Genomic DNA, 26,943 nt, shown 5'->3' with positions numbered 1-26,943 from the left:
GCTACATTTGCCTTGGATAGATGAGCGAGTATCGCCTGTTTCTCTTTATTGAACTGGTGCGGCCAATCCGAATTGTAACTTACCACTGCTATATTGGTATTCATTTAAGCGATACCTATCTTGAGTCTAAATAAAAGCCCCACTATAAATTAAGTGGGGCTTTGACATAAAGAACCTCAGGTTGAATTGGTGTTTATACCTGATACTTAGCCACAGCTTCGTGTAATACGCGCGCTTGCTCTGCGACTTCTTCACTACTTTGCGCATTAGAACGAGCATGTTCTGATGCACCTTGCGCAATGTCTCTGATTTTAACCACGTTTTTATTTACCTCTGAAGCAACTTGGTTTTGTTCATCAATTGCCGTCGCGATATGCGTGCTCATTTCCATAATCGTTTGCACATCTTGGGTGATCATGCTGAGCAACTCCCCTGCTTTTTCGGCTTGCGACACACTTTCATTGCCTTGCTCACGACATTGTTCCATGATGTTCACCACTTCTCGTGTACGCTGTTGCAGTGTAGAAATGATGCTTTCGATTTCTTGTGTGGAGTCTTGAGTACGCTGCGCAAGTGACCTAACTTCATCCGCCACAACAGCAAAACCTCGACCTTGCTCACCTGCGCGCGCAGCTTCAATAGCAGCGTTTAGCGCAAGTAAGTTTGTTTGCTCTGCAATACCACGGATCACATCCAAGACCGAGCCAATGGTTTCACCGTCACGCTCTAACTGAGCAACAACACTTGAAGCACCACCTAACGATTCCGATAACTGCATGATGTGCTCAATTGTTGCTGTAACCTCACGACGACCTTGTTGCGCATTTTCATTCGTTGTCTCGGCTTTATGCGCCGCTTCACCCGTATTATGAGAAATGTCTTGGATCGTCGCTTGCATCTCGGTTGCAGCGGTTGCGACCATATCTGCTTCGTGCAACTGCTCAGCCATACCAGTACTCGTTTGGGCTGTTGTCTCCGTTAAATGATCCGTGGCTTCATTAATAGTTGCCAACGCTCCATTCACATCTGCAATAAGATCTCTAAAGTCAGAAATTAAGCTATTAAAATCACGAGTCATAATCGTGATTTCGTCATTACCGCTTTGTTCAATTTGTAGACTTAAATTATTTTCACGACGAATGCGCTCAATGGTTTGATAAACACGCTCTACGGGCTGAATAATTGAGCGACTAGTCGATAACACCAAAGTCATCACGATAATACCAGCCACAACAAATACACCGATGGCAAGCATCTGAGTTTTATCAACGTTTTCTTTGATCTCTGCTTTTGCCTGTTCCACGACTTCAGAGACCACCGCATCACTTTTCTCAACACTCACTTTCATCTTGCCAAGCGCACCGCTCGTTAAATCTAAGCCAAGTGCTTCTTGTGCTCGAACTAAACCCGCAAATTTGGATTGATAGGTGCTCAATAAACTAAGTAGCTTAGATTGATATTGAGCGTTAAACCCAGCGCTGCGAATTTCCTGAGAAAACTGTGCAACCAGCTCGTCAAAGCGTTTCAAGTATTTGATGTCAAAACGTAGCATAAAGTCTTTTTCAGCTCGACGAAGCTGCAACATGGTTGAAAGGAGTTGATAATTCTGCTGCTCTTTTAGTAGTGTTTCTACCTCGTGTACCGCACCACGAAGCTCACCGTAAAGAGCATCCTTTGGATGCAAGCCAATTGTTTTTTGTAATTGCACCACTTTTTGAAAGTCATCGTAATAACTTTTTGCTAAGCGTTCAAATTCGTTGATCCGACCTAAATCGATATCAAAATCAGAAAAAGTACCTTGCAACAAAGCGAGCTTAGTTTGCAGCTCACGATACTCGTTTTCAAACTCATCGAGTGAATCTACCTGCTTGTAAAAAAGGAAATTTTTCTCGTGTTTGCGCATTGCTAATTCATGAATGTCGAGCTCCTCTGCATATTGAATGGTTTCATTCAATTTCAGCATAGTACGAGCTTCGTACATGATCATAATTAACATAACAACCAAGGCAATCCCTACCACTAATGCATTCACTTGCAAACGACGTCTGATAGTCAGATTTTCTAATACCGCCATCGGCTTACCTACAATGTTAATAGACTGGCTAAAGTATAGCTGAAGCCTTTCTGCCTTGCCTCATAATAGGTAATTATTCTGGGTTCATATTACAAATTAATATATTTACGCTGCTTTTACATACAAATTATTAACACCGTTCCAGAGTTGATTGTGTAATAAATCAATATTATGCCATTGACCTCCCATCAACCACTCCACTAGCAAGCGAGGATCGGATGGAAAATAAAACGATGCCTTCGCGTCTGTTTGCAGCCACTCTTCCAGCGCGCCAGCATTGAGATAATTCATCACTTGGGCATGACCGAGTTCGGCTAGCGTCTGCGCATTATTCTGCTGTTCAAATTGACCATCTAATGGCTTAAGTAGCAGTTTTTTACCGAGTTTTAATGCTTCACTAGAAAGCTCAAATCCGGCATTTGCAATCACACCACTGGTATTTCTTAAGTCCTGAATAAACCCAGAACGACTCGGTTTTCTCAGGTGAATATGTTGCAACGAAGCATTGTCAGCATCCGGGTGATAGCAGTAAAACTCCTTATCGGGGAAGTCTTTTAACAACTCAATAATGCTATCCAATGCTTCAAACGGCAGATAAACCAAAACTTTGTTAATTATCGATGCACATTGCTCCTGCTCAGCCTCATAAGGAATAAAAGGCGGAATAATATGCTTATCAAACGGTTGCCAGTGCACCCCAAGATGAATATCAGCTGGTGCAAAATACCGGATCAAAGCTTTATGCCAAGGCTGTACGGCAAATTGTGGAACAGCATCATATAAATATGACGCTTGATGACTCATTGCTATCACCGGAACCTTTGTCAGCTTTCCTGCCCACGCGGTGACAGGCTCAAAGTCGTTAAAGATCAAATCATAACCTGATACATCTAATTTTCTAACGTCGCGAATAAACTCACCAAACTTAAGCGACTGAAAAGTTTTTAAACGATTTAACTGGCCACGCTCGGTAACGAATGACAATCCTCGGCAACTGCGATAATCACCAAAATCATGCATATCGAAATAGTTTTCCGAAGGACGTCCAGAAAAAAAGTAGTCAACAGAAATTCCCATGTTGCGAAAGCAATTTGCCATTACCCTAGCTCGAGTCGTATGGCCATTTCCCGTTCCTTGAACACCATATAGTATCTTCATACGCTTCCTAATATCACTATCGCTAAACTTGCACAGGCAACACCCATTGCCGCACCAAGCACCACATCAAGTGGATAATGTACCCCTACAATTACGCGTGACAATGACACTCCTGAAGCCCAAATTATCAACGGAAATGCAGCCAGTGGAATTTGCTCCATCAAGCAAGTCGCATATAGCCAAGCGCCAGCACTATGCCCCGAGGGCAGACTAAACTTATCGCTCGGCGTCAACAAGGCTTTCACTGCGTAGCAGTCACATGGTCGTAATCGTGCAAAACGATTTTTTAGATAGAAGTAAAGCGGCCTTTCAATTGCAAAGGCCAAAATCACGGTGAGTGCAAACTGCTGACCTAGCTGCTCCAAAAACAGAGCACACGCAATTGCGACCAACACATAGAGTCCACCGTTGCCACTTTTGGATAGACCTAATGCTATCAATCTAAACCAGTTTCTTGGCTTAGGGCAAAACACCACAAAGTATAATGCAGCGTCCAGCTCAGCTAGTTTTGCTTTCATCATTCGAGTCACGCCTAATTGCTCACAATATCAGCATAGAAGAGCAAAATAACAAATGGGTGACACTTTTAAGACACAAATATGTAAGTTGAATCAAAGCATTGCTAAGCACAAGTATGAGAGTATACTGGTTATCGACAATCAATATTCGAGGATTCAATATGGAATACAGCACTTCTGATCTTTGCGACCACTTTGCTGATGTGGTTGATGTGCTAGAGCCTATGTTCATCAATTTTGGCGGCCAGACGTCATTTAGTGGTCGTATCACTACCGTCAAATGTTTTGAAAACAATGAGCAGATCCAAGATGTACTACAACAAGACGGTACTGGTCGTGTGCTGCTCGTTGATGGTGGTGGTTCAACTCGTCGTGCACTAGTTGATATTGATTTAGCTGAGCTGGCGGTCGAGAACAACTGGCAAGGCATTATCGTTTACGGCGCGGTGCGCCATGTTGATGAACTAGAAGAAAGCGATATTGGCATTCAAGCTATCGCTTCTATCCCTGTGGCAGCAGATAGCAGTGGCAGCGGCGAAGTCGGCATTCCCGTTAATTTCGCAGGTGTCTCTTTTTACGAAGATGATTTTGTTTACGCCGACTCCACCGGCATTATCATCTCTGCAGAAGAGTTAGTTTTAGAAGACGATAACGAAGACAATTAAGCGCTAGAAGTAACAGTCATGAGTACAGCAGTCCGTATATATGATGAAAGTGATATTGCCACTTTTGTCAGTGCAAGAGCCGGTGAAACCAGAATTTGGCAAAGCATAAGCTTTTTACAATGTGATCATGACTACGCGGCTTCGCTTAGAGACGCGGCCCAATTTGGGATCCGTTATGTGTTGTTGGGGATCCCTGAAGATATAGGTCCGCGCGCCAATTGCGGGCAAGGCGGCGCCGAGCTTGGTTGGCGAGCCTTCTTAAAACGCTTTTTAAATCAGCCCGATAACCAGTTTTTGTCGGGCGATAAGATTTTGTTGCTAGGCGAGGTGGATACCCAGGCTATTCAAACGCGCGCACTATCGCTCGATAACACTAATAGCGAACAGCTAGCGCAGTTACGCGCTCTCTGTGCCGACCTCGACAACCAAGTTATTGCAACCCTAGCACCTATCTTTGCTGCAGGCTTGGAGCCAATTATCATTGGTGGTGGTCACAATAATGCTTTTGGTATTTTGCAGGCACATTTTGAGGCCAGCAAGCGTGCCGCTGGTGCCATCAACTTTGACCCTCATGCTGACTTTCGAGCTTGTGAAGGTAGACATAGCGGTAATGGCTTCAGTTACGCGCATCAAGCTGGTAGCTTGTCGCATTATCATGTAATCGGCTTGCACGAGCACAAAAATAACCAAACAATCCTTACTCAATTGCAAAACGCTGGATTCGGATTTTCAAGTTATCAAGCGATAAAAACCAGACAAACTCAGAGTTTATCCGCATCACTCGACAAAGCGTTGGCAACGATGCCAAGCGACATTCCATTAGGCGTAGAGTTAGACGTTGATGCCATCGTCGGTATGCCTGCAAGTGCCCTGACCTATCAAGGCTTCACAACTAGCGATGCCGAATATTTTGTTTACCGTATGGCTCAGGCTCGAAATGCTAAATATTTGCACTTATGTGAAGCAGCCCCGACTAGACACCCACTTGGTGAGCAGGCGGGTATCGAACATTGTGGCCAAATACTAACGAACCTTGCGAACGCTTATTTAAGTACCCGTCAACAGAGGCGCTAAACACTACCGCAGCCAAAACCCATGTAAAGGTAAGGCGCTCCTAGTTATTGAGGCAGCCTTTGTTTCAGCCAACTGATCAAAATATTACTGTTCTGTGGTCGAGAAAAGTAAAACCCTTGCGCTGCCACCGTGCCAATGCTTTTTACAAATTCGAGTTGCCCGAGAGATTCAATACCCTCGCCAATCACGCGACAGTGCTTTTCTTGATGCATCTCTACAATGCCTTTTACCAAGGATTTGGTATGCCCCATATGCTCAGGCTCTTGCGTCATATTGCGCGACAGTTTCACGTACTCAAAACGCAGTGCCGGTAATTTAGCAAGCACCAGCGGCGCATCACCAAAGCTATCGACACACATTTTTACACCCAAGTTCTTCAAACGACTGATCATCGCAATTTCTTGCTCATCTAGTTCGGCAAGCATACTAGCTGGACACTCGATAATGATAGCACCGGGGCTTAACTGATGGTTGAGCATGGTGTAGTCAATAAACTCGATAAAGCTTTCGCTCAAGAGCTCAGCACCAAAGACATTAATACTGATGGGAACGCTGATCCCTTCCATTTTCAGTGCCAATGCGATTTCGCAAGCGCGCTCTAGTACATATTCAGCAACGGGAATAGCAAGTCCAACTAAACGAATATCATCAATGAACTCATTGGCACTTAAAATCCCTTGCTTTGGATGCTGCCAACGCAACAGTAATTCCACAAACTCAATACTGTTATCTTCATGACGAACGACTGGATGAAAATAGAGCTCAAATTCAGATCTAAAGTTGATTTTAGCTAACTCCGACAACCTAACCTGTTGCTCCAGTCGATGAATTTGCATACGTTGTTGATACGGTACGACTTGTTGATGGCTATGCTGATGCGCTTCTGATTGTGTATCTAGCGCTAAAAACACGCAAGAAATCAGGTTCTCAAGTTGCCCCATTTCTTCATCGCAATTTACGTAACTCGCACGCATCATGATCTCTAACGTACAGCTACCAACATTGAATGGCTTTAAAGTGCTGTTTGATATTTCCTCTATCAACTGCTCATGAAAGTGCTTACCATGCTTTAACGAACAGACAAACGCAAAGTTAAGACCACCTAGATGCGCCATTTTCGCAGTTTCATTGCCATGAGTGATGGCCATAACATCACCGGATTGCAAACATTGCGCAATACGATTAGCCGATTGAGCTAACAGCAAGTCACCAAACTCACGCCCTAAATGAAAATTTACCTGCTCGAAACCCATGAGACGGACTAGCACGAGCATACAAGGGCTCCCTTCCGTTTGGCGATATTCATTAAAAGCACGTTTAAAACTTTGCCGACCAGGTAACCCCAAACTTTCATGCTCGGTGTGGTCATCATTGTGTTCTTTCAATTCAAATTCATTTGCGCTGCTATACGCTTGATAGGCAAGGAAAAGAATATACATAAACACAATGACAATTGCGCCATGCCGGGCAGGAAATGTCCATAGATATTCAGACACAGTCCACATTACCAAAGTGATTATCGCCGCAGCACTTATCAACAATAAGCCACTTTTGTGCTCCTGTAAGCCATGGAATAAATACAAGAGTATCGTCAGAGTAAGCAAATGCAATGTAGTGATATTGCCCGTAAAGGCGAGCAGTATTGCAAGTGTTGCACTGCTAAGGTGAGCCAGCTTGAGCATACCTGAGGGGCGCTGCAGCATTAATGCTAACGCCCCCATTACAATGGCTCCAGCCATGCCAGCCATCATTGGCGTAATTAGTATCGCTATTCCTTCAGACAGCAATAATTCCGTGGCTCCGCCACTAGCTGTTGAAATTGAAAGCATAATTTGTTGCTTATAAAAGGATCATTACTGATTAAGTTTACCTAAGATCCACAAATTTGACAGGTCCGCTACACCAAATTGATAACTTAACTGTGCAGGATGGGTAATGTCCCATAACGCTAAGTCCGCCCGCGTTCCAACTTTCAATACTCCACGATCGCTCAACCCCAAGGCTTTCGCAGCATTAACCGTAACACCGCAGAGCGCTTCTTCCGGTGTCATTCTAAATAATGTGCATGCCATATTCAGCATTAATCGCAGTGAGCACAAAGGCGCAGTACCTGGATTGAAGTCGCTCGCGAGTGCCATCGCTACTTTGTGCTTTCTGAGCAAGTCAATTGGTGGTAATTGCGTTTCTCGTAAGAAATAAAAAGCGCCGGGTAAAAGTACCGCAGTCACATCCCCTCTCGCCATCGCTTCCACACCAGCTTCATCAAGATATTCAATATGATCCGCTGAAAGCCCTTTAAACTTTGCCACCAGCTCGCTGCCATGTTGATTAGATAGCTGCTCAGCATGACATTTAACCTGTAATCCCAACTGTTGTGCTCGAGTAAATACTTGCTCAGTTTGCTGATAGGTAAATCCGACGTTCTCACAAAATACATCAACAGCCGTTGCTAATTGGCGCGAAGCAACTTGTGGCAGCATCTCATCACAGACTAAATCAATGTAGGCTTGGCTATTGTCTTTGTACTCTGGGGGTAATGCATGCGCGCCCAAGAACGTGCTATGCACATCAATCGGGTGATGCTCATTAAGTAGTTGATTAATTTCTAGCAGCTTTAGCTCATTTTCAACGTCTAGGCCGTAACCCGATTTACTTTCAACCGTGGTAACCCCTTCTTTGAGTAAACTATTCAAGCGGTTCTTACCGTTAACATACAGCGTTTCTCTGTCTGCTAATCGTGTCGCCTTAACGGTACTTGCGATACCACCACCTTGCGCGGCAATCTGTTGATATGACGCCCCCAGTAATCGTTGCTCAAATTCGTTGGCCCGAGAACCTGCAAATAAAATATGCGTGTGGCAGTCGATTAACCCTGGGGTCAACCATTGGCCATTGGCTTTATGAATAGGGGTTGCTATGGCGTCAACCTCAGGTAATTCACTACGAGGGCCTAACCAATTAATTTTGCCATCTTTAATAGCGATCGCTGCGTTTTCTATCGCACCATAAGGGGTATCCAAATTGGGATCCATAGTTGCAATATTGACATCGATAATAAGCAAATCGGCTTCTAACATCATACTTGTCCTAATCTAAATCAAATCCATATGCCAACACATTAAAAGAAACTCGCTCACTGCGAGATTTATCCATTGAGTCTATCAGGGATACTTGTATATACAAGAGAAGTGTGCCATCTTTATTTACATAAATATGAACTCGAGACAACAACTGTGCCTGAGCTTCCTAAATTTGCGCTGATAAAACAATATATTATCGATAATATTCGCGCCGCGCGCTGGCTCGAAAACGAGCGCGTGCCATCGGAAAATGAGTTAGCTGACCAATTTAATGTTAGCCGAATGACCGCAAGACGAGCACTAAGCGAGCTAACTGAAGCCGGAATTTTAACTCGTAGCCAAGGTCTAGGTACTTTTGTTGCCAGTTTTAAATCTCAGTCTTCGTTACTTGAGATCCGCAATATTGCCGACGAGGTCAATGCACGCAATGGCAAATACTCATGTACCGTACTGACGCTTGAACTTATTGCTGCAGTAGCGCCTATCGCCATTGCACTGGGTGTAGAAGCGGACGCGCCAGTCTACAGAAGCGTAATTGTACATAATGAAAATGAACAACCACTGCAAGTCGAAGAGCGCTTTGTCAATCCACAGTTGGCACCGGAGTATTTAGACCAAAACTTTGAACTGACTACCCCTCATGAATATTTATCTCAAGTCGCGCCGCTCACAGAGGCTAGACACACCGTTGAAGCTGTTATGCCATCACCAGAGGTTTGCCAGTGGCTTGGGCTTTATAATGAAGAACCATGCTTACAAATGATCCGCCGAACTTGGTCTGCAAAAGGCATTGTTAGCTTCGCGAGGTTAATTTCGCCAGGCAGTAAATATCGCTTAGGTGGTCATCTCACCTTTAAGCAAAGGTCGTAACACATAAAGTGTCGCCAAACATCGCGACAGGTAAATCAAAACGACATGGCGGCCTAGATTGCCATGCAATACAAATAGACTAACAACCTAGCGAAACTAAGCAATCGCAACAACTAGACATTTCACTTAGGTTGTATATACAACAGGAGAGAGCAGAATGAGTGACAACCCAAGATTAGACCTTAGCCGCGAGATCCGCGCGCCACGAGGTGCAGACATTACCGCAAAGAACTGGCTTACTGAAGCCGCAAAGCGAATGTTGATGAATAACCTTGACCCTGAAGTTGCGGAGCACCCAAATGCACTAGTAGTTTATGGCGGTATTGGCCGCGCCGCTCGCGACTGGGCATGCTTCGATAAAATCGTCGAAACGTTAGACCGCTTAGAAGAAGACGAAACCTTACTGGTGCAATCAGGTAAACCTGTCGGGGTATTCAAAACTCATAGCAATGCTCCTCGCGTCTTAATTGCTAACTCAAATTTAGTACCACATTGGGCTAACTGGGATCACTTCAACGAACTCGATAAAAAAGGCCTGATGATGTACGGCCAGATGACCGCTGGCTCTTGGATCTATATTGGCTCACAAGGCATAGTGCAAGGCACATACGAGACCTTTGTAGCAATGGCAAAGCAACACTTTAATGGTGAGGCAAAAGGCAAGTGGATCTTAACCGGTGGCCTTGGCGGGATGGGCGGCGCACAACCACTCGCGGCAACAATGGCAGGCTTTAGCGCCCTCGTTGTTGAGTGTGATGAGTCACGAATCGATTTTCGTCTTAACACACGCTATGTTGACCGAAAGGCAACCACACTTGATGATGCGTTAGCTATCATTGATGAAGCGAATGCTGCTGGGCAACCGGTATCAGTTGGCCTGTTGGGCAATGCAGCGGATGTGTATGCTGAATTGGTTGAGCGCAATATCACGCCTGACGTAGTGACCGATCAAACTTCTGCGCACGATCCATTAAACGGCTACTTACCGCAAACGTGGACTATGGCTCAGGCAGCCGCGCTTCGCGAAAGCGATCCAAAAGCAGTTGTAAAAGCCGCAAAACAATCTATGGCGGTGCAAGTACAAGCCATGCTAACGCTGCAATCGCGCGGAGCCGCAACAACTGACTACGGGAATAACATTCGCCAAATGGCCTTAGAAGAAGGGGTTGATAACGCCTTTGATTTCCCGGGCTTTGTTCCAGCCTATATTCGTCCACTGTTTTGCCAAGGCATAGGTCCATTCCGTTGGGTTGCGCTGTCTGGCGATCCTGAAGATATTTATAAAACAGATGCGAAAGTTAAAGAGCTTATCCCAGATGACCCACACCTTCACAATTGGTTAGATATGGCGCGCGAGCGCATTCAATTCCAAGGCCTGCCAGCTCGTATTTGCTGGGTTGGACTGAAGGACAGAGCGCGTTTAGCACGAGCATTCAACGAAATGGTCAAAAATGGTGAACTCAAAGCACCGATTGTGATTGGTCGTGATCACTTAGATTCTGGCTCTGTCGCCAGTCCAAACCGTGAAACGGAATCGATGATGGATGGTTCAGATGCAGTATCGGACTGGCCGTTACTCAATGCCTTGTTAAACACGGCTGGCGGTGCAACTTGGGTCTCACTGCATCACGGCGGTGGCGTTGGTATGGGCTTCAGTCAACATTCGGGAGTCGTTATTGTCGCAGATGGCACAGACGAAGCAGACGCCCGTTTATCTCGCGTACTATGGAATGACCCAGGTACCGGTGTAATGCGTCATGCCGATGCCGGCTATGACATAGCCAAAGACTGTGCAAAAGAACAAAAACTAGATTTACCTATGCTGGAAGGAAAGTAAGTATGTACTCACTAAATTTAATCCCAGGCCAACTGACTTTAAACACGTTACGACAAATCAATCAACAGCCTGTTCATCTCAGCTTAGACGAATCAGCGAAAGCCGCTATTGCTAACAGTGCAGATACAGTTCAGCAAGTGATCAAAGAAGGACGCACCGTTTACGGCATTAATACGGGTTTTGGCTTGCTGGCCAACACCAAAATTGCAAAAGACGAATTAGAGTTGCTACAACGCTCTATTGTACTGTCGCACGCAGCCGGTATTGGCGAGTTAATGGACGATAGCACCGTTCGACTCATGATGGTGCTAAAAATCAATTCACTCTCTCGTGGTTTCTCTGGGATCCGCTTGGATGTAATTGAATTCTTAGCGGCCTTGGTTAATGCCGAAGTCTATCCTTGTGTGCCCAAGAAGGGCTCGGTCGGGGCATCAGGCGATCTCGCACCACTATCGCATATGTGTTTACCGATCCTCGGCGAAGGTCAGGTTCGCTATCGTGGCGAGCTTATTGATGCCATCGATGGCTTAAAAATAGCAGGACTTGAACCACTTACTTTAGCTGCAAAAGAAGGTCTCGCACTACTTAACGGTACACAAGCATCTACTGCTTTTGCACTGCAAGGCCTATTCAGAGCTGAAGATCTTTATGCGCAAAGCTGTGTCGTTGGTTCAATGAGCATTGAAGCAGCTATGGGCAGCCGCTCGCCGTTTGATGCTCGTATTCACGAAGTCCGTGGTCAGCAAGGCCAAATCGACACCGCACTGGCGTTTAGAGATATCTTACAAACTCGCTCAGAAATAAGTGATGCTCATGTTGATTGTGAAAAAGTACAAGATCCTTATTGCTTACGTTGTCAACCACAGGTGCTTGGTGCCTGTTTAACTCAGATCCGCCAAGCCGCTGAGGTGATCCTTGTAGAATCCAATGGGGTAACAGATAACCCGCTGGTATTTGCAGATGCTGGAGATATTATTTCTGGCGGCAACTTCCATGCTGAGCCTATCGCGATGGCGGCTGATAACCTAGCGCTAGCCATTGCTGAAATTGGTGCATTGGCTGAGCGTCGTATCGCGCTGCTTATTGATTCGAGCTTATCAAAACTGCCTCCCTTCTTAGTTAACAATGGCGGTGTAAACTCGGGCTTTATGATTGCGCAAGTCACCGCTGCGGCACTGGCCTCTGAAAACAAAACACTCGCACATCCTGGCAGTGTTGATAGTCTCCCAACCTCAGCAAACCAAGAAGACCATGTTTCCATGGCAACCTTTGCGGCAAGACGCTTACAGGAAATGGCTGACAACACCCAAGGTGTACTCGCAGTTGAATATCTTGCTGCAGCGCAGGGGTTAGATTTTAGAGCGCCACTTAAGCCATCTGACAAAGTGGCTACAGCTCAGCAAATATTACGAGCAGTCGTGAGCTTTTATGACAAAGATAGGTATTTTGCACCTGATATTGAAAGTGCTAATGCGTTATTGGGTCAAGCTGCACTGGCGCACTTGCTACCAGCACAACTCTTACCTTCAGCCTAACTCAGATTCATTAACAATCGGATGATGATAGGCAAAGCCGAGTTCGGTAATACGCTCGGCTTTGATAATACGCGCTTCTTCTTTTGACGAAGCGAAACTTGGCATCTCACTCCCTAACTTTTCACAGTGATATTGATAAAACGCCTGTCTCGTGGGGTGCGCTGGATAGCAAACATTATAAATGTCTGCAGCATCCTGCCACTGCGCGATCACGGTATTGATTGCAGTAACAACATCACCGCGATGAACCATATTCACTCTACCATTCGCTGAGCTAGACAAGGCCTTTCCTGCTACAAATCGCCCAGGTTCCCTACCGGGACCTTGAAGACCTGCTAAGCGCACAACTTTACCGCCTGCGTTAAGCACCATCTCTTCAGCAGTTCTTAATATATCAACACGTCGGTTGACTTTATCCGCTAACTTACCTTGTTCATCATATTCACCATTTTCGGTGCTATAAACGCCAGTGGTCGAACACAATAAGAAGCCAGCTGCTGACATCTTCTTTGCAAGTAACAATGCCTGTTCTAACGTTTCTAAATAGTTACTATCGACATGCCTCGCTCTTGGTGGGATCGCACACACCCAATACGCGTTGTGTAAAGAAATTGAGTGCGCTAAGGTGCCATTTTCAGTCAAGACCAGCTGCCTTGACCAGCTATGCATCTCGCTAGCTTGGGTTCTGGTGCCTTCTATTTGCCACCCTTGCAACTCAGCTTCGCGACACAACGCTTCACCGAGCCAACCCGCGCCCAGTACGACCAGACTGCGATTTAATACTTTCATATGAATATTACCTTAACCAGGAAGTTACCTTGTATTATCTATGTAAAAGAAGTTAACGCAAACGGTGGCGTTCTCCTGTTATCTATGGTTTGATTACCGTTTGCATAAGCTAAAAATAAGAAGTGTCATGCTTGAGAATTTATCCCTTAGAAAGAAAATATTGCTGCTAATTGGCGGCACCATTTCCGTATTATTAATTATTGCATCAAGCTTTTTCGTCAGCCATATTGCAACGCTCTCTCGAGATGGAATTGAACGAGAAACGCAAAGCTATATTCAAGCCGAAAAATTGGCAATGGAAGCATTCTTTGGCCAATACGGCAAAGTGGTTGAAACCTTTGTTTCTACGCCTCACAACATTCATTGGTTTGAAAATTATAATACCCGTGGCGCCGATCTGACTAAAGATAAAGACTATCAAGAGGTCAATGAAGACTTGGTTAGGATCGCCAAAGGTGATGAAAATATTCTCTCAGCATTTATTGCCTCAGCAAACACCGGTGAGTATTTTAAAGAAAATGATCGTACATCAGCATATTCAGATGGTCGACCTTACTACGCCTATCAGCGCCCATGGTGGCAGGATACGCTTGATGTAGGTAAATTGTATGTCGGTCCAATTGCAACCGATATCAATACCGGTGCGGTGTCTGCTGTGATCCGTCAACCTATCTACAATAACAGCGGCAAACTCGTCGCCATGGGTGGTGTCGACTTACAGATCAATAAATTGAACGATATGGTTGAACGTATCAAGTTTCAAGATAAAGGTTTTGGCTTTTTGCTCGATGGTGATTTAAATGTTGTTCATTTATCTAAGCGTACTGGTCATTCACTCTCTACCACAGATGAAGGCGAGAAAGGCAAAGAAGGTTTAGATGGCCTTGAATCCCAGTTTACCAATACATCAGGCTTTGACGCTCTAAATGCCGCTATCAAGCGTAACCCCGTTGGCAATAGTACGGTCACGTTCAAAGGGGAAGCGTATTATGTTGTTTATGACAATGTGAAATTAGACAACCCCCTATTGGATTGGCACGTTGGCTTACTTATTCCGGTGTCGCTGATCGAAGCGCCTGTAAATGACGCCGTAATGAGCACAATCACAGCCTTGATTATTATCTTAGCCATTATCGTGGCAATGATCTTGCTCGCCACGCAAATGATCACCAAACCGATTGTAGCGCTTACCGAAACCATGCGAGACATCGCGTCGGGTGAAGGCGACCTAACTAGACGTATCGATATCACCAGTAAAGATGAAGTCGGTCAACTCGCGCTGCATATGAATACCTTCATCGATAAACTTAGAGCAATGATGCTCGATACCGCAGCACAAGCGGAGCAATTAAGTAATGCTTCCGCCCAATTGCGTGAAGTATCAAACAATACTAACAGCGAAATTCAGCGCGAAAAAGAACAGGTCGATAGCGTAAGTGCGGCAGTGACCGAGATGGCAGCTACAGTGACTGAAATCTCACGTAATGCACAAGAGACCAACCAAGCCGCTGATGTCGTGCAACGTATTACCAATGAAGGTGCAGGACGTTCATCGCAAGCCCAAGAAGTCATGACTGAACTTGCACTTCATATTGGTGAGGCTGCAAAAGTGGTTGCCGGACTTGAACAAGAAACCAGTAACATAGGTGCCGTTATTGATGTGATTAACGGTATTGCTGAACAAACTAACTTACTGGCACTCAATGCCGCCATAGAAGCCGCCAGAGCGGGCGAGCAAGGTCGAGGCTTTGCGGTGGTTGCTGATGAAGTAAGATCGCTTGCAAGCCGCACGCAAGAGTCTACCGACGACATTCGCAATATGATCTCTCGTTTACAGCAAATTGCCCAACAAGCTTCAGTGATGATGCAACAAGGTCAAGACCGCGCAGAGGGGACCGTAGGGGAAACACAAGCCGTGCTTGATGCCTTGAAAGAAATCACAGAGTCGGTCACGACAGTACAAGACCAGAGTCATCAAATTGCGACATCAACAGAGCAGCAAACCGTTGTTGCAGAAGATATTAACAATAGCCTTAACCAAATTAATGAGCTCGTTAATAGCACTGCCAATCACGCCAATGTACTGGCAGATGAAGCCCGCGACTTGAACGACTTAGCCAAGGCGCTGAACTCAACAGTCAACCAGTTTAAGCTTTAATCAAACACCAAAACACGTCGCAATCGCGGCGTGTTTTGATCTGAGGCAAATCTAACCTAGGCGGTAAAAAGTACACTGACACTCTTAATAAAACTCGAGAGTGCGTATCGTGATTAATTTACCTATTTGGAATGATTCCCTTATCAACAAGTACAATATATCTGGTCCTAGATATACTTCATATCCAACGGCCCTATCGCTTGATTCTGGTTATAGCCAAAAAGAGTTACAAGCGGCTATTACTGGTTCAAAATCTCGTTCACTCTCGCTGTATATTCATATCCCTTTTTGTCATCAACTGTGCTACTACTGTGGCTGTAATAAAATCATTACTCGTCATCAATCCAAAGCTGACGTTTACCTAGATTACTTAGCACAAGAAATCGCAGCAAAAGCGCCGCTATTTTCTGAGTATCGTGTAGAACAACTTCATTTAGGCGGTGGGACACCAACTTTCTTAACTACCGAACAAATGACACGTCTAATCGAAATGCTGAATAGTGCATTTAACTTCTCTCAAAGTGCACAGCGTGGTATTGAAATAGACCCAAGATCACTTGCACCAAATATGATGCGCCACCTACACGAGCTCGGATTTAATCGTGTGTCTTTTGGCGTACAAGATTTTAATGATGAAGTACAAGCTGCGGTAAACCGCCCACAGCATCTAGATGAAGTGCTGGCTACCTTAACTGAAGCGAGAACGCTCGGTTTTAAATCTATTAATATGGATATGATCTATGGGCTACCATTTCAAACTGTAGAGAGCTACAAGCAAACGATTGAGCAACTTATCGCGCTTTCTCCCGATAGGGTCTCTGTATTTAACTATGCCCATCTTCCGGATAGATTTGCAGCACAGCGAAAACTAAAAGAAGCCGACATGCCAAGTGCGGGAGAAAAACTTGAGATCTTTAAGCAAACACTGGAACAGATGACCTCCGCAGGGTATCAATTCATCGGTATGGATCACTTTGCCAAAAAAGACGATGAGCTGGCTGTGGCGCAAAATGAAGGGCATCTACACCGTAATTTTCAAGGCTATACCACTCATGGCGAGTGTGACCTGTTAGGTCTTGGTGTCTCATCCATTTCCCAAATTGGTCACATGATTTTGCAAAATGAAAAAGAGTTAAAACCTTATTATCAGGCTTTAAGTGATAAAAAGTGTGCGATCACTAAAGGGATAACTTTAAGTGGTGATGATGAAATACGCGCGGCTGTGATCAAACAGCTTATTTGTCATTTTGAGTTAGATAAAAAGGTGTTCGAGCAACGCTATGATATAAATTTTGACGAATATTTTGCTCAAGCACTTGACGCTCTAGAACCGCTAGCAGCAGATGAACTGGTAGAGCTGAATGAGCACACCATAAAAGTCACCAGTAGCGGGAATTTATTTATTCGCATCATTTGCATGTGCTTTGATGCCTACTTACAAAACCAAGTCAAAAACACCCGCTTCTCTCGCGTTATTTAACCACCTTACTCTCAAAGTTACCACAACCTCCCACAATACTGTGTTTATAGTGGGAGTGGGTGCACCTCGCGAGGTTTTTAAATCACACATAGCAAAAAACCCGTCGCATTGCTGCAACGGGTTTTGATGCACATGTTTTTTTGCTGGAACTTCATTGCAAGCATCGGTGGGTGAACCACCTCCTACCATATTACACTGTGCTGATACTGTGCTGGGAGCGAGTTCATCTCGCGAGGTTTTCAAATCACACATAGCAAAAAACCCGCTGCATTGCTGCAACGGGTTTCTCTTATTTGGCCCTGGCGATGTTCTACTTTCACATGGGTAATCCACACTATCATCGACGCTGTTTTGTTTCACTTCTGAGTTCGGCATGGGGTCAGGTGGGTCCAAAACGCTATAGTCACCAGGAAATTCTGTTCATCAATGAAGTCTACCTCATCAATGTAAATCCGGAAAAAGCTTATTAAATTCTTTTGTCTACTTTAGTCTATTAACTTCTGTCGCTTATAAACCACTTTGGCGTTGTATGGTTAAGCCTCACGGGTAATTAGTACGAGTTAGCTTAATGCCTCACAGCACTTCCACATCTCGCCTATCAACGTTGTAGTCTTCAACGGCCCTTCAGTTGACTCTAAGTCAAAGTGAGAACTCATCTCGAGGCCTGCTTCCCGCTTAGATGCTTTCAGCGGTTATCAGTTCCGAACGTAGCTACCGGGCAATGCAATTGGCATCACAACCCGAACACCAGCGGTTCGTCCACTCCGGTCCTCTCGTACTAGGAGCAGCCCCTCTCAATTCTCAAACGCCCACGGCAGATAGGGACCGAACTGTCTCACGACGTTCTAAACCCAGCTCGCGTACCACTTTAAATGGCGAACAGCCATACCCTTGGGACCGACTTCAGCCCCAGGATGTGATGAGCCGACATCGAGGTGCCAAACACCGCCGTCGATATGAACTCTTGGGCGGTATCAGCCTGTTATCCCCGGAGTACCTTTTATCCGTTGAGCGATGGCCCTTCCATTCAGAACCACCGGATCACTATGACCTACTTTCGTACCTGCTCGACGTGTCTGTCTCGCAGTTAAGCTTGCTTCTACCATTACACTAACCGTACGATGTCCGACCGTACTTAGCAAACCTTCGTGCTCCTCCGTTACTCTTTGGGAGGAGACCGCCCCAGTCAAACTACCCACCAGGCACTGTCCTCAACCCCGATTCAGGGGCCTAAGTTAGAACATCAACACTACAAGGGTGGTATTTCAAGGTCGGCTCCACAGAAACTAGCGTCTCTGCTTCAAAGCCTCCCACCTATCCTACACATGTAGGGTCAATGTTCAGTGCCAAGCTGTAGTAAAGGTTCACGGGGTCTTTCCGTCTAGCCGCGGGTACACAGCATCTTCACTGCGATTTCAATTTCACTGAGTCTCGGGTGGAGACAGCGTGGCCATGGTTACACCATTCGTGCAGGTCGGAACTTACCCGACAAGGAATTTCGCTACCTTAGGACCGTTATAGTTACGGCCGCCGTTTACCGGGGCTTCGATCAAGAGCTTCGCCTAAGCTAACCCCATCAATTAACCTTCCGGCACCGGGCAGGTGTCACACCGTATACGTCATCTTACGATTTTGCACAGTGCTGTGTTTTTAATAAACAGTCCCAGCCACCTGGTCACTGCGGCTCTCGTTTGCTTACAGAGCAAGTCTTTCACAAACAAGAGCGTACCTTCTCCCGAAGTTACGGTACAATTTTGCCTAGTTCCTTCACCCGAGTTCTCTCAAGCGCCTTAGTATTCTCTACCTGACCACCTGTGTCGGTTTAGGGTACGATTCAGTATGAACTGAAGCTTAGAGGCTTTTCCTGGAAGTAGGGCATCAACAACTTCACCACCTTGGTGGCTCGTCTCGACTCTCAGCCTTGGCAACCCGGATTTTCCTAAGTCACCAGCCTACAGCCTTTCACATGGACAACCAACGCCATGCTTGCCTAGCCTGCTCCGTCCCCCCATCGCATTCATACCGAGTACGGGAATATTAACCCGTTTCCCATCGACTACGCTCTTCAGCCTCGCCTTAGGGGTCGACTCACCCTACCCTGATTAACATGGGATAGGAACCCTTGGTCTTCCGGCGGAGGAGTTTTTCACTCCTCTTGTCGTTACTCATGTCAGCATTCGCACTTCTGATATGTCCAGCATGCCTCCCGGCACACCTTCAGCCACTTACAGAACGCTCCCCTACCCCGCAGACAAAGTCTGCAGCCGTAGCTTCGGTGGTATGTTTAGCCCCGTTACATCTTCCGCGCAGGCCGACTCGACTAGTGAGCTATTACGCTTTCTTTAAAGGGTGGCTGCTTCTAAGCCAACCTCCTAGCTGTTTTAGCCTTCCCACATCGTTTCCCACTTAACATACACTTTGGGACCTTAGCTGACGGTCTGGGTTGTTTCCCTCTCCACGACGGACGTTAGCACCCGCCGTGTGTCTCCCGGATATTACTTTACGGTATTCGGAGTTTGCAAAGGGTTGGTAAGTCGGGATGACCCCCTAGCCTTAACAGTGCTCTACCCCCGTAAGTATTCGTCCGAGGCTCTACCTAAATAGATTTCGGGGAGAACCAGCTATCTCCCGGTTTGATTAGCCTTTCACTCCTAGCCACAGGTCATCCCCTAACTTTTCAACGTTAGTGGGTTCGGTCCTCCAGTTGATGTTACTCAACCTTCAACCTGCCCATGGCTAGATCACCGGGTTTCGGGTCTATACCCTGCAACTTAAGCGCCCAGTTAAGACTCGCTTTCGCTACGGCTCCCCTAAATGGTTAACCTCGCTACAGAATATAAGTCGCTGACCCATTATACAAAAGGTACGCAGTCACCCAACAAGTAGGCTCCTACTGCTTGTACGTACACGGTTTCAGGTTCTATTTCACTCCCCTCACAGGGGTTCTTTTCGCCTTTCCCTCACGGTACTGGTTCACTATCGGTCAGTTGGGAGTATTTAGCCTTGGAGGATGGTCCCCCCATATTCAGTCAAAGTTTCACGTGCTCCGACCTACTCGATTTCACTTTAGATAAGTTTTTGTGTACGGGACTATCACCCTGTTTCGTCATGCTTTCCAACATGTTCCACTAACTACACTAAAGCTTAAGGGCTGGTCCGATTTCGCTCGCCGCTACTTTCGGAATCTCGGTTGATTTCTTTTCCTACGGATACTTAGATGTTTCAGTTCTCCGCGTTCGCCTCGTTAACCTATGTATTCAGTTAACGATACCTGCAAGCAGGTGGGTTTCCCCATTCGGAAATCCTAGTCTCAAGCGCCTCTTACTGGCTTGACTAGGCTTATCGCAAGTTAGTACGTCCTTCATCGCCTCCAACTGCCAAGGCATCCACCGTGTACGCTTAGTCACTTAACCATACAACCCAAAATGGTTTATTATTTTGAGGTGTATGTGTCAAAGACAGTTTAACTTCGCCAGAAGTTAATATTGAATACTAAAGTAGACGCTAATTAATCATAAAAATGATTAATCGGCATTTTCTTTCGAAAACTCGACAAATAACTTTACGTTATCTATCAGAATTTAATTTTTCAGCTTTTCCAAATTTTTAAAGAGCAATATCACTTAGCCATCAGGCCAAGCAACAATCATCTGTGTGGACACTTCGAACAAATAAGTTCTAAATCGTATAAGGAGGTGATCCAGCCCCAGGTTCCCCTAGGGCTACCTTGTTACGACTTCACCCCAGTCATGAATCACTCCGTGGTGAACGTCCTCCCGAAGGTTAGACTATCCACTTCTGGAGCAACCCACTCCCATGGTGTGACGGGCGGTGTGTACAAGGCCCGGGAACGTATTCACCGCAACATTCTGATTTGCGATTACTAGCGATTCCGACTTCATGGAGTCGAGTTGCAGACTCCAATCCGGACTACGACAGGCTTTAAGGGATTCGCTCACTATCGCTAGCTCGCTGCTCTCTGTACCTGCCATTGTAGCACGTGTGTAGCCCTACACGTAAGGGCCATGATGACTTGACGTCGTCCCCACCTTCCTCCGGTTTATCACCGGCAGTCTCCTTAGAGTTCCCGACCGAATCGCTGGCAACTAAGGATAGGGGTTGCGCTCGTTGCGGGACTTAACCCAACATCTCACAACACGAGCTGACGACAGCCATGCAGCACCTGTATCAGAGTTCCCGAAGGCACCAAACCATCTCTGGTAAGTTCTCTGTATGTCAAGTGTAGGTAAGGTTCTTCGCGTTGCATCGAATTAAACCACATGCTCCACCGCTTGTGCGGGCCCCCGTCAATTCATTTGAGTTTTAACCTTGCGGCCGTACTCCCCAGGCGGTCTACTTAATGCGTTAGCTTTGGAAAAGTTGTCCGAAGACCCCAGCTCCTAGTAGACATCGTTTACGGCGTGGACTACCAGGGTATCTAATCCTGTTTGCTCCCCACGCTTTCGTACATGAGCGTCAGTGTTGACCCAGGTGGCTGCCTTCGCCATCGGTATTCCTTCAGATCTCTACGCATTTCACCGCTACACCTGAAATTCTACCACCCTCTATCACACTCTAGTTTGCCAGTTCGAAATGCAGTTCCCAGGTTAAGCCCGGGGCTTTCACATCTCGCTTAACAAACCGCCTGCGTACGCTTTACGCCCAGTAATTCCGATTAACGCTCGCACCCTCCGTATTACCGCGGCTGCTGGCACGGAGTTAGCCGGTGCTTCTTCTGTCAGTAACGTCACAGCTAGCAGGTATTAACTACTAACCTTTCCTCCTGACTGAAAGTGCTTTACAACCCGAAGGCCTTCTTCACACACGCGGCATGGCTGCATCAGGCTTGCGCCCATTGTGCAATATTCCCCACTGCTGCCTCCCGTAGGAGTCTGGACCGTGTCTCAGTTCCAGTGTGGCTGATCATCCTCTCAAACCAGCTAGGGATCGTCGCCTTGGTGAGCCTTTACCTCACCAACTAGCTAATCCCACTTGGGCCAATCTAAAGGCGAGAGCCGAAGCCCCCTTTGGTCCGTAGACATTATGCGGTATTAGCCATCGTTTCCAATGGTTGTCCCCCACCTCAAGGCATGTTCCCAAGCATTACTCACCCGTCCGCCGCTCGTCATCTTCTAGCAAGCTAGAAATGTTACCGCTCGACTTGCATGTGTTAGGCCTGCCGCCAGCGTTCAATCTGAGCCATGATCAAACTCTTCAATTAAAAGTTTTTTTGAAACCTAAGTTTCGTGCTCAATGAATTCTGATTGTTTGTTTCTACTTTTCAAAAAAGTAAAATCAAAACGAATTGACTATATAGTCACTCAGTTACAATTGAGACTCTAAATTTGTTTGCGTCATCTAGCGAACTAGAATCTGCTGTTAGAACTCAATCTGTACGAGTGCCCACACAGATGATTGCTTCATATTTTTAAAGAACATTTCGAAACATTTCGTTGTTTCGAGGGGTGTGCATTCTAAGCACTCCCGATTTTTTGTCAACACTTAATTTTGAATTTCTTGAGAAGAAGTTTCTAACTTAAGTTTCACTTGACGCTAACTCGTTGCTGCTTTGCTTTTCAGCGTAGTGCCCCGTGTCAGTGGGGTCGCATTATAGGGCGATCCGATTTTAGTGCAACCCTTTTTTTAAAGAAAATTGCGAAAAAACGTTTTTTCGAGCAAAAATAAAGCGAAACGCTTATTTTTGACACTTAACCGTATAAAAAGAGAACAAAAAAGAGGTGTTGTATGCCGTTTATGTGTAGTACCGCGTGTTATCAACACGATTGAGTCTCTATATCTATAAGTGGGGAATATCACTTAAGAAGGTTCGAGAACAGTTATTGAATTACTAGGAATGACTCTTTTTGTTGGTCGCGATATAAAATCGCTGCTACAGGGTATTAAAAATGGCTGTACTCAATAATGGAGAACGACCCTTTTCGATAGTCGCGATATAAAATCGCTGCTACAAGGTATTAAAAAGTATGTACGTCTTATCGGGGAAATGGCCCTTTCACTAGCCGCGATATAAAATCGCTGCTACAAGGTATTATAAAAGCCTGTACGTCTTATCGGAGAATGACCCTTTCACTGGTCGCGATATAAAATCGCAGCTACAAGGTATTATAAAAGCCTGTACGTCTTTATTGGAGAACGACCCTTTTCGCTGGTCGCGATATAAAATCGCTGCTACGAGGTATTAAAAAAGGTCGAACTCCTATTGTCGAACTCCTATTAGAGAACGACCCTTTTCATTTGTCGCGATATAAAATCACAGCGACAAGGCATTAAAAAAGGCCGCCAAAGCGACCTTTTTTATGTGTGTTACGACAATCTAGAGATTACTCTTCGATTGTTGCTACAACACCAGCACCTACTGTACGGCCACCTTCACGGATAGCGAAACGTAGACCTTCGTCCATCGCGATTGGTACGATTAGCTCAACAGTCATCTTGATGTTGTCGCCAGGCATTACCATTTCTACGCCGTCTGGTAGCTGGATGTCACCAGTTACGTCTGTTGTACGGAAGTAGAACTGTGGACGGTAACCTTTGAAGAAAGGAGTGTGACGACCACCTTCATCTTTCGAAAGTACGTATACTTCTGAAGTGAATTTTGTGTGTGGCTTGATTGAACCAGGCTTACATAGTACTTGACCACGTTCAACTTCATCACGCTTAGTACCACGTAGTAGTGCACCGATGTTCTCACCCGCACGACCTTCGTCTAGAAGCTTACGGAACATCTCAACACCCGTACAAGTTGTCTTCGTAGTTTCTTTAATACCTACGATTTCTACTTCGTCGTTCACGTTGATGATACCAGCTTCTACACGGCCTGTTACTACTGTACCACGACCCTGGATTGAGAATACGTCTTCGATAGGCATGATGAATGGCTTATCGATGTCACGCTCTGGCTCTGGGATGTAAGAATCTAGTGCTTCTGCAAGCTCAATGATCTTCGCTTCCCACTGCTCTTCGCCTTCTAGTGCTTTAAGCGCTGAACCTTGGATTAGTGGTAGGTCATCACCTGGGAAGTCGTACTCAGAAAGTAGTTCACGAACTTCCATCTCTACTAGCTCTAGTAGCTCTTCGTCGTCAACCATGTCACATTTGTTCATGAATACGATGATGTAAGGTACACCAACCTGACGAGAAAGTAGGATGTGCTCACGTGTTTGAGGCATAGGACCGTCAGTAGCAGCAACTACTAGGATCGCGCCGTCCATCTGTGCAGCACCAGTGATCATGTTTTTAACATAGTCAGCGTGTCCTGGACAGTCTACGTGTGCATAGTGACGAGTTGGCGTGTCATACTCAACGTGTGAAGTTGAGATTGTGATACCACGCTCACGCTCTTCTGGAGCGTTATCGATTGATGCGAAGTCTTTTGCTGTACCACCGTATACTTTTGCAAGTACGTTAGTGATTGCTGCAGTTAGTGTAGTTTTACCGTGGTCAACGTGGCCGATAGTACCAACGTTTACGTGCGGTTTTACGCGTTCAAACTTTTCTTTTGCCATTTTCAAATTTCCTATAAAGAAATTAAAGTCCAGCCCTAAGACCGGACCGAACTAAAATTACTTAACAGCGCGAGCTGCAATTATTGCATCAGCTACGTTTTTGGCCGCTTCAGCATACTTTAGGAATTCCATAGAGTATGATGCGCGCCCTTGTGTAGCGGAGCGTAAGTCTGTTGCATAACCAAACATTTCAGAAAGCGGTACCTGAGCATTAATTTGCTTCGAGCCACCAAATGCTTCTTCCATGCCTTCAATTATGCCACGACGACGGTTTAAGTCGCCTACTACATCACCCATGTTTTCTTCAGGGGTGATTACTTCTACTTTCATGACAGGCTCAAGTAGAACTGGGCTTGCTTCTAGCGCGCCCTTTCTAAAGCCCATCGAACCTGCGATCTTAAACGCCATCTCGTTTGAGTCAACATCGTGGAACGAGCCATCAAACAGAGTAGCTTTAACACCCAATAGCGGATAACCGGCAAGAACACCTTGCTTCATCTGCTCTTGAATACCTTTATCAACCGCTGGGATATACTCTTTTGGTACTGTACCACCTACGATTTCGTTAACGAATTCGTATATTGGCGCATCATCATCAGAGACATCCATTGGTTCTAGCTTCAACCAAACGTGACCATATTGACCACGACCACCAGATTGACGCACAAACTTACCTTCAGCTTCAACAGAAGCTCGGATAGTTTCGCGGTATGCAACCTGAGGCTTACCAACGTTACACACAACGTTAAACTCACGCTTCATCCGATCGACAATGATATCTAAGTGAAGTTCACCCATACCAGAGATAATCGTCTGACCTGATTCTTCGTCCGTTTCTACACGGAATGAAGGATCTTCTGCTGCAAGTTTACCAAGCGCAACGCCCATTTTTTCTTGGTCAGCTACTGTTTTAGGTTCTACTGCGACCGAGATTACAGGCTCAGGGAACTCCATACGTTCTAACGTAATTGGGGCATCTTGAGCACAAAGTGTATCACCAGTAGTTACATCTTTCAGACCGATAGCAGCCGCGATGTCACCCGCATGAACTTCTTTAATCTCTTCACGCGAGTTTGAGTGCATTTGAACAATACGTCCAAAACGCTCTTTTTTACCTTTAACAGGATTTAGTACCGAATCACCTTGGCTAACTTTACCAGAGTAAACTCGGAAGAAAGTAAGTGTGCCAACGAATGGATCGGTTGCGATCTTAAATGCAAGCGCCGCAAACGGTGCATTATCGTCAGCTTCACGCGTATCTTCGGTTTCGTCATCTAAGACACCTTGGATAGCTTTTACTTCAGTAGGCGAAGGCATGAATTCAATTACAGCGTCAAGCACAGCTTGAACGCCTTTGTTCTTGAATGCGCTACCTGTCGTCATAGGCACAATTTCATTGGCCAATGTGCGTTGGCGAAGGGCTGATTTAATCTCTTCTTCGCTCAACTCACCATCTTCAAGATATTTTTCCATTAGCTCTTCAGAAGCTTCTGCAGCGCTCTCAATTAGATGAGAACGCCATTCTTCAGCTAGCTCAAGAAGATCTGCAGGGACCTCTTCATAGTTGAAAGTCATCCCCTGGTCTTCTTCATTCCAGTTAATCGCTTTCATCTTGATAAGGTCAATAACACCTTTAAATTCATCTTCAGCACCAATTGGTAGCTGAATAGGCACAGGTGTAGCACCGAGACGTTTTTTAACTTGTTCAACAACAGACAAGAAATTAGCCCCCGTACGATCCATCTTATTGACGAAAATCATACGTGGTACTTCGTATTTGTTTGCCTGACGCCAAACGGTCTCAGTTTGCGGTTGCACACCTGATGAAGCACATAACACAACAACAGCACCATCAAGTACGCGCAATGAACGCTCTACTTCGATAGTAAAATCTACGTGTCCTGGAGTATCGATGATGTTTACACGATGCTCATCAAACTGAGCATCCATCCCTTTCCAGAAACACGTCGTTGCAGCAGAAGTGATCGTGATACCACGCTCTTGCTCCTGCTCCATCCAGTCCATAGTTGCGGCACCGTCGTGTACCTCACCAATCTTATGAGAAAGACCAGTATAGAAAAGTACGCGCTCGGTCGTAGTTGTTTTACCCGCATCTACGTGAGCACATATACCAATGTTACGGTAGCGCTCAATCGGAGTTGTCCGTGCCATAATATCC

General features: G+C 45.7%; 15 protein-coding genes and 3 rRNA genes. 7 read left to right on the top strand and 11 right to left on the bottom strand.

From position 1 onward, the window contains the following. Positions 1–193: 193 nt before the first annotated feature. The 3 genes from GSF04_RS06810 to GSF04_RS06800 form a co-directional block, all read right to left on the bottom strand. The gene (locus tag GSF04_RS06810; RefSeq protein ID WP_017217266.1) at positions 194–2,074 is read right to left on the bottom strand and encodes a methyl-accepting chemotaxis protein; all 1,881 of its coding nucleotides are present in this window, start codon (positions 2,072–2,074) and stop codon (positions 194–196) included. Between the two features lie 105 nt (positions 2,075–2,179). Next, entirely contained in the window at positions 2,180–3,232 is a 1,053-nt protein-coding gene (locus GSF04_RS06805; protein ID WP_026000929.1) for an MJ1255/VC2487 family glycosyltransferase, read from the bottom strand. After that, positions 3,229–3,753, bottom strand: a complete 525-nt coding sequence (locus GSF04_RS06800; RefSeq protein WP_017217268.1) for a phosphatase PAP2 family protein — start codon at positions 3,751–3,753, stop codon at positions 3,229–3,231. The genes GSF04_RS06805 and GSF04_RS06800 overlap by 4 nt, the downstream gene beginning before the upstream one ends. A gap of 158 nt (positions 3,754–3,911) precedes the next feature. Between GSF04_RS06800 and rraA the strand changes: the two genes are divergently transcribed. Then, entirely contained in the window at positions 3,912–4,415 is a 504-nt protein-coding gene (gene rraA / locus GSF04_RS06795; protein ID WP_010368946.1) for a ribonuclease E activity regulator RraA, read from the top strand. 18 nt (positions 4,416–4,433) lie between these two features. Continuing rightward, a complete protein-coding gene (locus GSF04_RS06790) occupies positions 4,434–5,489 on the top strand; it encodes a formimidoylglutamase (RefSeq protein WP_017217269.1) in 1,056 nt (351 codons plus the stop codon). A gap of 44 nt (positions 5,490–5,533) precedes the next feature. Here GSF04_RS06790 and GSF04_RS06785 read toward each other — a convergent pair whose 3' ends face one another. Both GSF04_RS06785 and hutI read right to left on the bottom strand, forming a co-directional pair. Further along, a complete protein-coding gene (locus GSF04_RS06785) occupies positions 5,534–7,318 on the bottom strand; it encodes a GGDEF domain-containing phosphodiesterase (RefSeq protein ID WP_017217270.1) in 1,785 nt (594 codons plus the stop codon). A gap of 24 nt (positions 7,319–7,342) precedes the next feature. After that, a complete protein-coding gene (hutI, locus tag GSF04_RS06780; RefSeq protein WP_017217271.1) occupies positions 7,343–8,566 on the bottom strand; it encodes an imidazolonepropionase in 1,224 nt (407 codons plus the stop codon). A 111-nt stretch (positions 8,567–8,677) separates the two neighbouring features. Here hutI and hutC point away from each other — a divergent pair, with 111 nt between their 5' ends. The 3 genes from hutC (at position 8,678) to hutH (ending at position 12,811) form a co-directional block, all read left to right on the top strand. Then, positions 8,678–9,439: a histidine utilization repressor gene (hutC, locus tag GSF04_RS06775; protein WP_017217272.1), complete on the top strand. Its 762-nt coding sequence runs from the start codon at positions 8,678–8,680 to the stop codon at positions 9,437–9,439. A gap of 157 nt (positions 9,440–9,596) precedes the next feature. After that, positions 9,597–11,276 (top strand): urocanate hydratase, encoded by a 1,680-nt coding sequence (gene hutU, locus GSF04_RS06770; RefSeq protein WP_017217273.1) that lies wholly within the window; start codon positions 9,597–9,599, stop codon positions 11,274–11,276. Positions 11,277–11,278: 2 nt separating this feature from the next. Beyond that, the gene (gene hutH, locus GSF04_RS06765; RefSeq protein WP_174170529.1) at positions 11,279–12,811 is read left to right on the top strand and encodes a histidine ammonia-lyase; all 1,533 of its coding nucleotides are present in this window, start codon (positions 11,279–11,281) and stop codon (positions 12,809–12,811) included. Here hutH and GSF04_RS06760 read toward each other — a convergent pair. Further along, positions 12,803–13,600: an NADP-binding protein gene (locus tag GSF04_RS06760; RefSeq protein WP_211859102.1), complete on the bottom strand. Its 798-nt coding sequence runs from the start codon at positions 13,598–13,600 to the stop codon at positions 12,803–12,805. The two genes, hutH and GSF04_RS06760, sit on opposite strands and share 9 nt — an antisense overlap. A 127-nt stretch (positions 13,601–13,727) precedes the next feature. Here GSF04_RS06760 and GSF04_RS06755 point away from each other — a divergent pair, with 127 nt between their 5' ends. Both GSF04_RS06755 and hemN read left to right on the top strand, forming a co-directional pair. Further along, positions 13,728–15,758 (top strand): methyl-accepting chemotaxis protein, encoded by a 2,031-nt coding sequence (locus GSF04_RS06755; RefSeq protein WP_211859101.1) that lies wholly within the window; start codon positions 13,728–13,730, stop codon positions 15,756–15,758. A gap of 109 nt (positions 15,759–15,867) precedes the next feature. Further along, positions 15,868–17,238: an oxygen-independent coproporphyrinogen III oxidase gene (gene hemN, locus GSF04_RS06750; RefSeq protein ID WP_211859100.1), complete on the top strand. Its 1,371-nt coding sequence runs from the start codon at positions 15,868–15,870 to the stop codon at positions 17,236–17,238. Between the two features lie 297 nt (positions 17,239–17,535). On the opposite strand, the gene rrf is transcribed toward hemN, so the two are convergent. The 5 genes from rrf to fusA form a co-directional block, all read right to left on the bottom strand. Further along, a 5S ribosomal RNA gene (gene rrf / locus GSF04_RS06745) occupies positions 17,536–17,649 on the bottom strand. Between the two features lie 118 nt (positions 17,650–17,767). After that, positions 17,768–20,651: ribosomal RNA gene (locus GSF04_RS06740) — 23S ribosomal RNA — on the bottom strand. 275 nt (positions 20,652–20,926) lie between these two features. Beyond that, a 16S ribosomal RNA gene (locus GSF04_RS06735) occupies positions 20,927–22,459 on the bottom strand. The 16S, 23S and 5S rRNA genes sit together here, the layout of an rRNA operon. A 1,120-nt stretch (positions 22,460–23,579) precedes the next feature. Further along, a complete protein-coding gene (tuf, locus tag GSF04_RS06730) occupies positions 23,580–24,764 on the bottom strand; it encodes an elongation factor Tu (protein ID WP_039494551.1) in 1,185 nt (394 codons plus the stop codon). Positions 24,765–24,821: 57 nt separating this feature from the next. Continuing rightward, a complete protein-coding gene (gene fusA, locus GSF04_RS06725; protein ID WP_211859099.1) occupies positions 24,822–26,936 on the bottom strand; it encodes an elongation factor G in 2,115 nt (704 codons plus the stop codon). Positions 26,937–26,943 lie beyond the last annotated feature (7 nt).

It is taken from the genome of Pseudoalteromonas sp. A22, from assembly GCF_018141345.1.
In the GTDB taxonomy this organism is placed as follows: Bacteria; Pseudomonadota; Gammaproteobacteria; order Enterobacterales; family Alteromonadaceae; genus Pseudoalteromonas; species Pseudoalteromonas maricaloris.
This window is presented reverse-complemented; position numbering and strand designations above follow the sequence as displayed.

What these genes read in the sequence shown, in the direction of transcription:
- GSF04_RS06810 (WP_017217266.1), bottom strand. Translation starts at nt 2,074, where the DNA reads ATGGCGGTATTAGAAAATCTGACTATCAGACGTCGTTTGCAAGTGAAT.
- GSF04_RS06805 (WP_026000929.1), bottom strand. Translation starts at nt 3,232, where the DNA reads ATGAAGATACTATATGGTGTTCAAGGAACGGGAAATGGCCATACGACT.
- GSF04_RS06800 (WP_017217268.1), bottom strand. Translation starts at nt 3,753, where the DNA reads ATGATGAAAGCAAAACTAGCTGAGCTGGACGCTGCATTATACTTTGTG.
- rraA (WP_010368946.1), top strand. Translation starts at nt 3,912, where the DNA reads ATGGAATACAGCACTTCTGATCTTTGCGACCACTTTGCTGATGTGGTT.
- GSF04_RS06790 (WP_017217269.1), top strand. Translation starts at nt 4,434, where the DNA reads ATGAGTACAGCAGTCCGTATATATGATGAAAGTGATATTGCCACTTTT.
- GSF04_RS06785 (WP_017217270.1), bottom strand. Translation starts at nt 7,318, where the DNA reads ATGCTTTCAATTTCAACAGCTAGTGGCGGAGCCACGGAATTATTGCTG.
- hutI (WP_017217271.1), bottom strand. Translation starts at nt 8,566, where the DNA reads ATGTTAGAAGCCGATTTGCTTATTATCGATGTCAATATTGCAACTATG.
- hutU (WP_017217273.1), top strand. Translation starts at nt 9,597, where the DNA reads ATGAGTGACAACCCAAGATTAGACCTTAGCCGCGAGATCCGCGCGCCA.
- hutH (WP_174170529.1), top strand. Translation starts at nt 11,279, where the DNA reads ATGTACTCACTAAATTTAATCCCAGGCCAACTGACTTTAAACACGTTA.
- GSF04_RS06760 (WP_211859102.1), bottom strand. Translation starts at nt 13,600, where the DNA reads ATGAAAGTATTAAATCGCAGTCTGGTCGTACTGGGCGCGGGTTGGCTC.
- GSF04_RS06755 (WP_211859101.1), top strand. Translation starts at nt 13,728, where the DNA reads ATGCTTGAGAATTTATCCCTTAGAAAGAAAATATTGCTGCTAATTGGC.
- tuf (WP_039494551.1), bottom strand. Translation starts at nt 24,764, where the DNA reads ATGGCAAAAGAAAAGTTTGAACGCGTAAAACCGCACGTAAACGTTGGT.
- fusA (WP_211859099.1), bottom strand. Translation starts at nt 26,936, where the DNA reads ATGGCACGGACAACTCCGATTGAGCGCTACCGTAACATTGGTATATGT.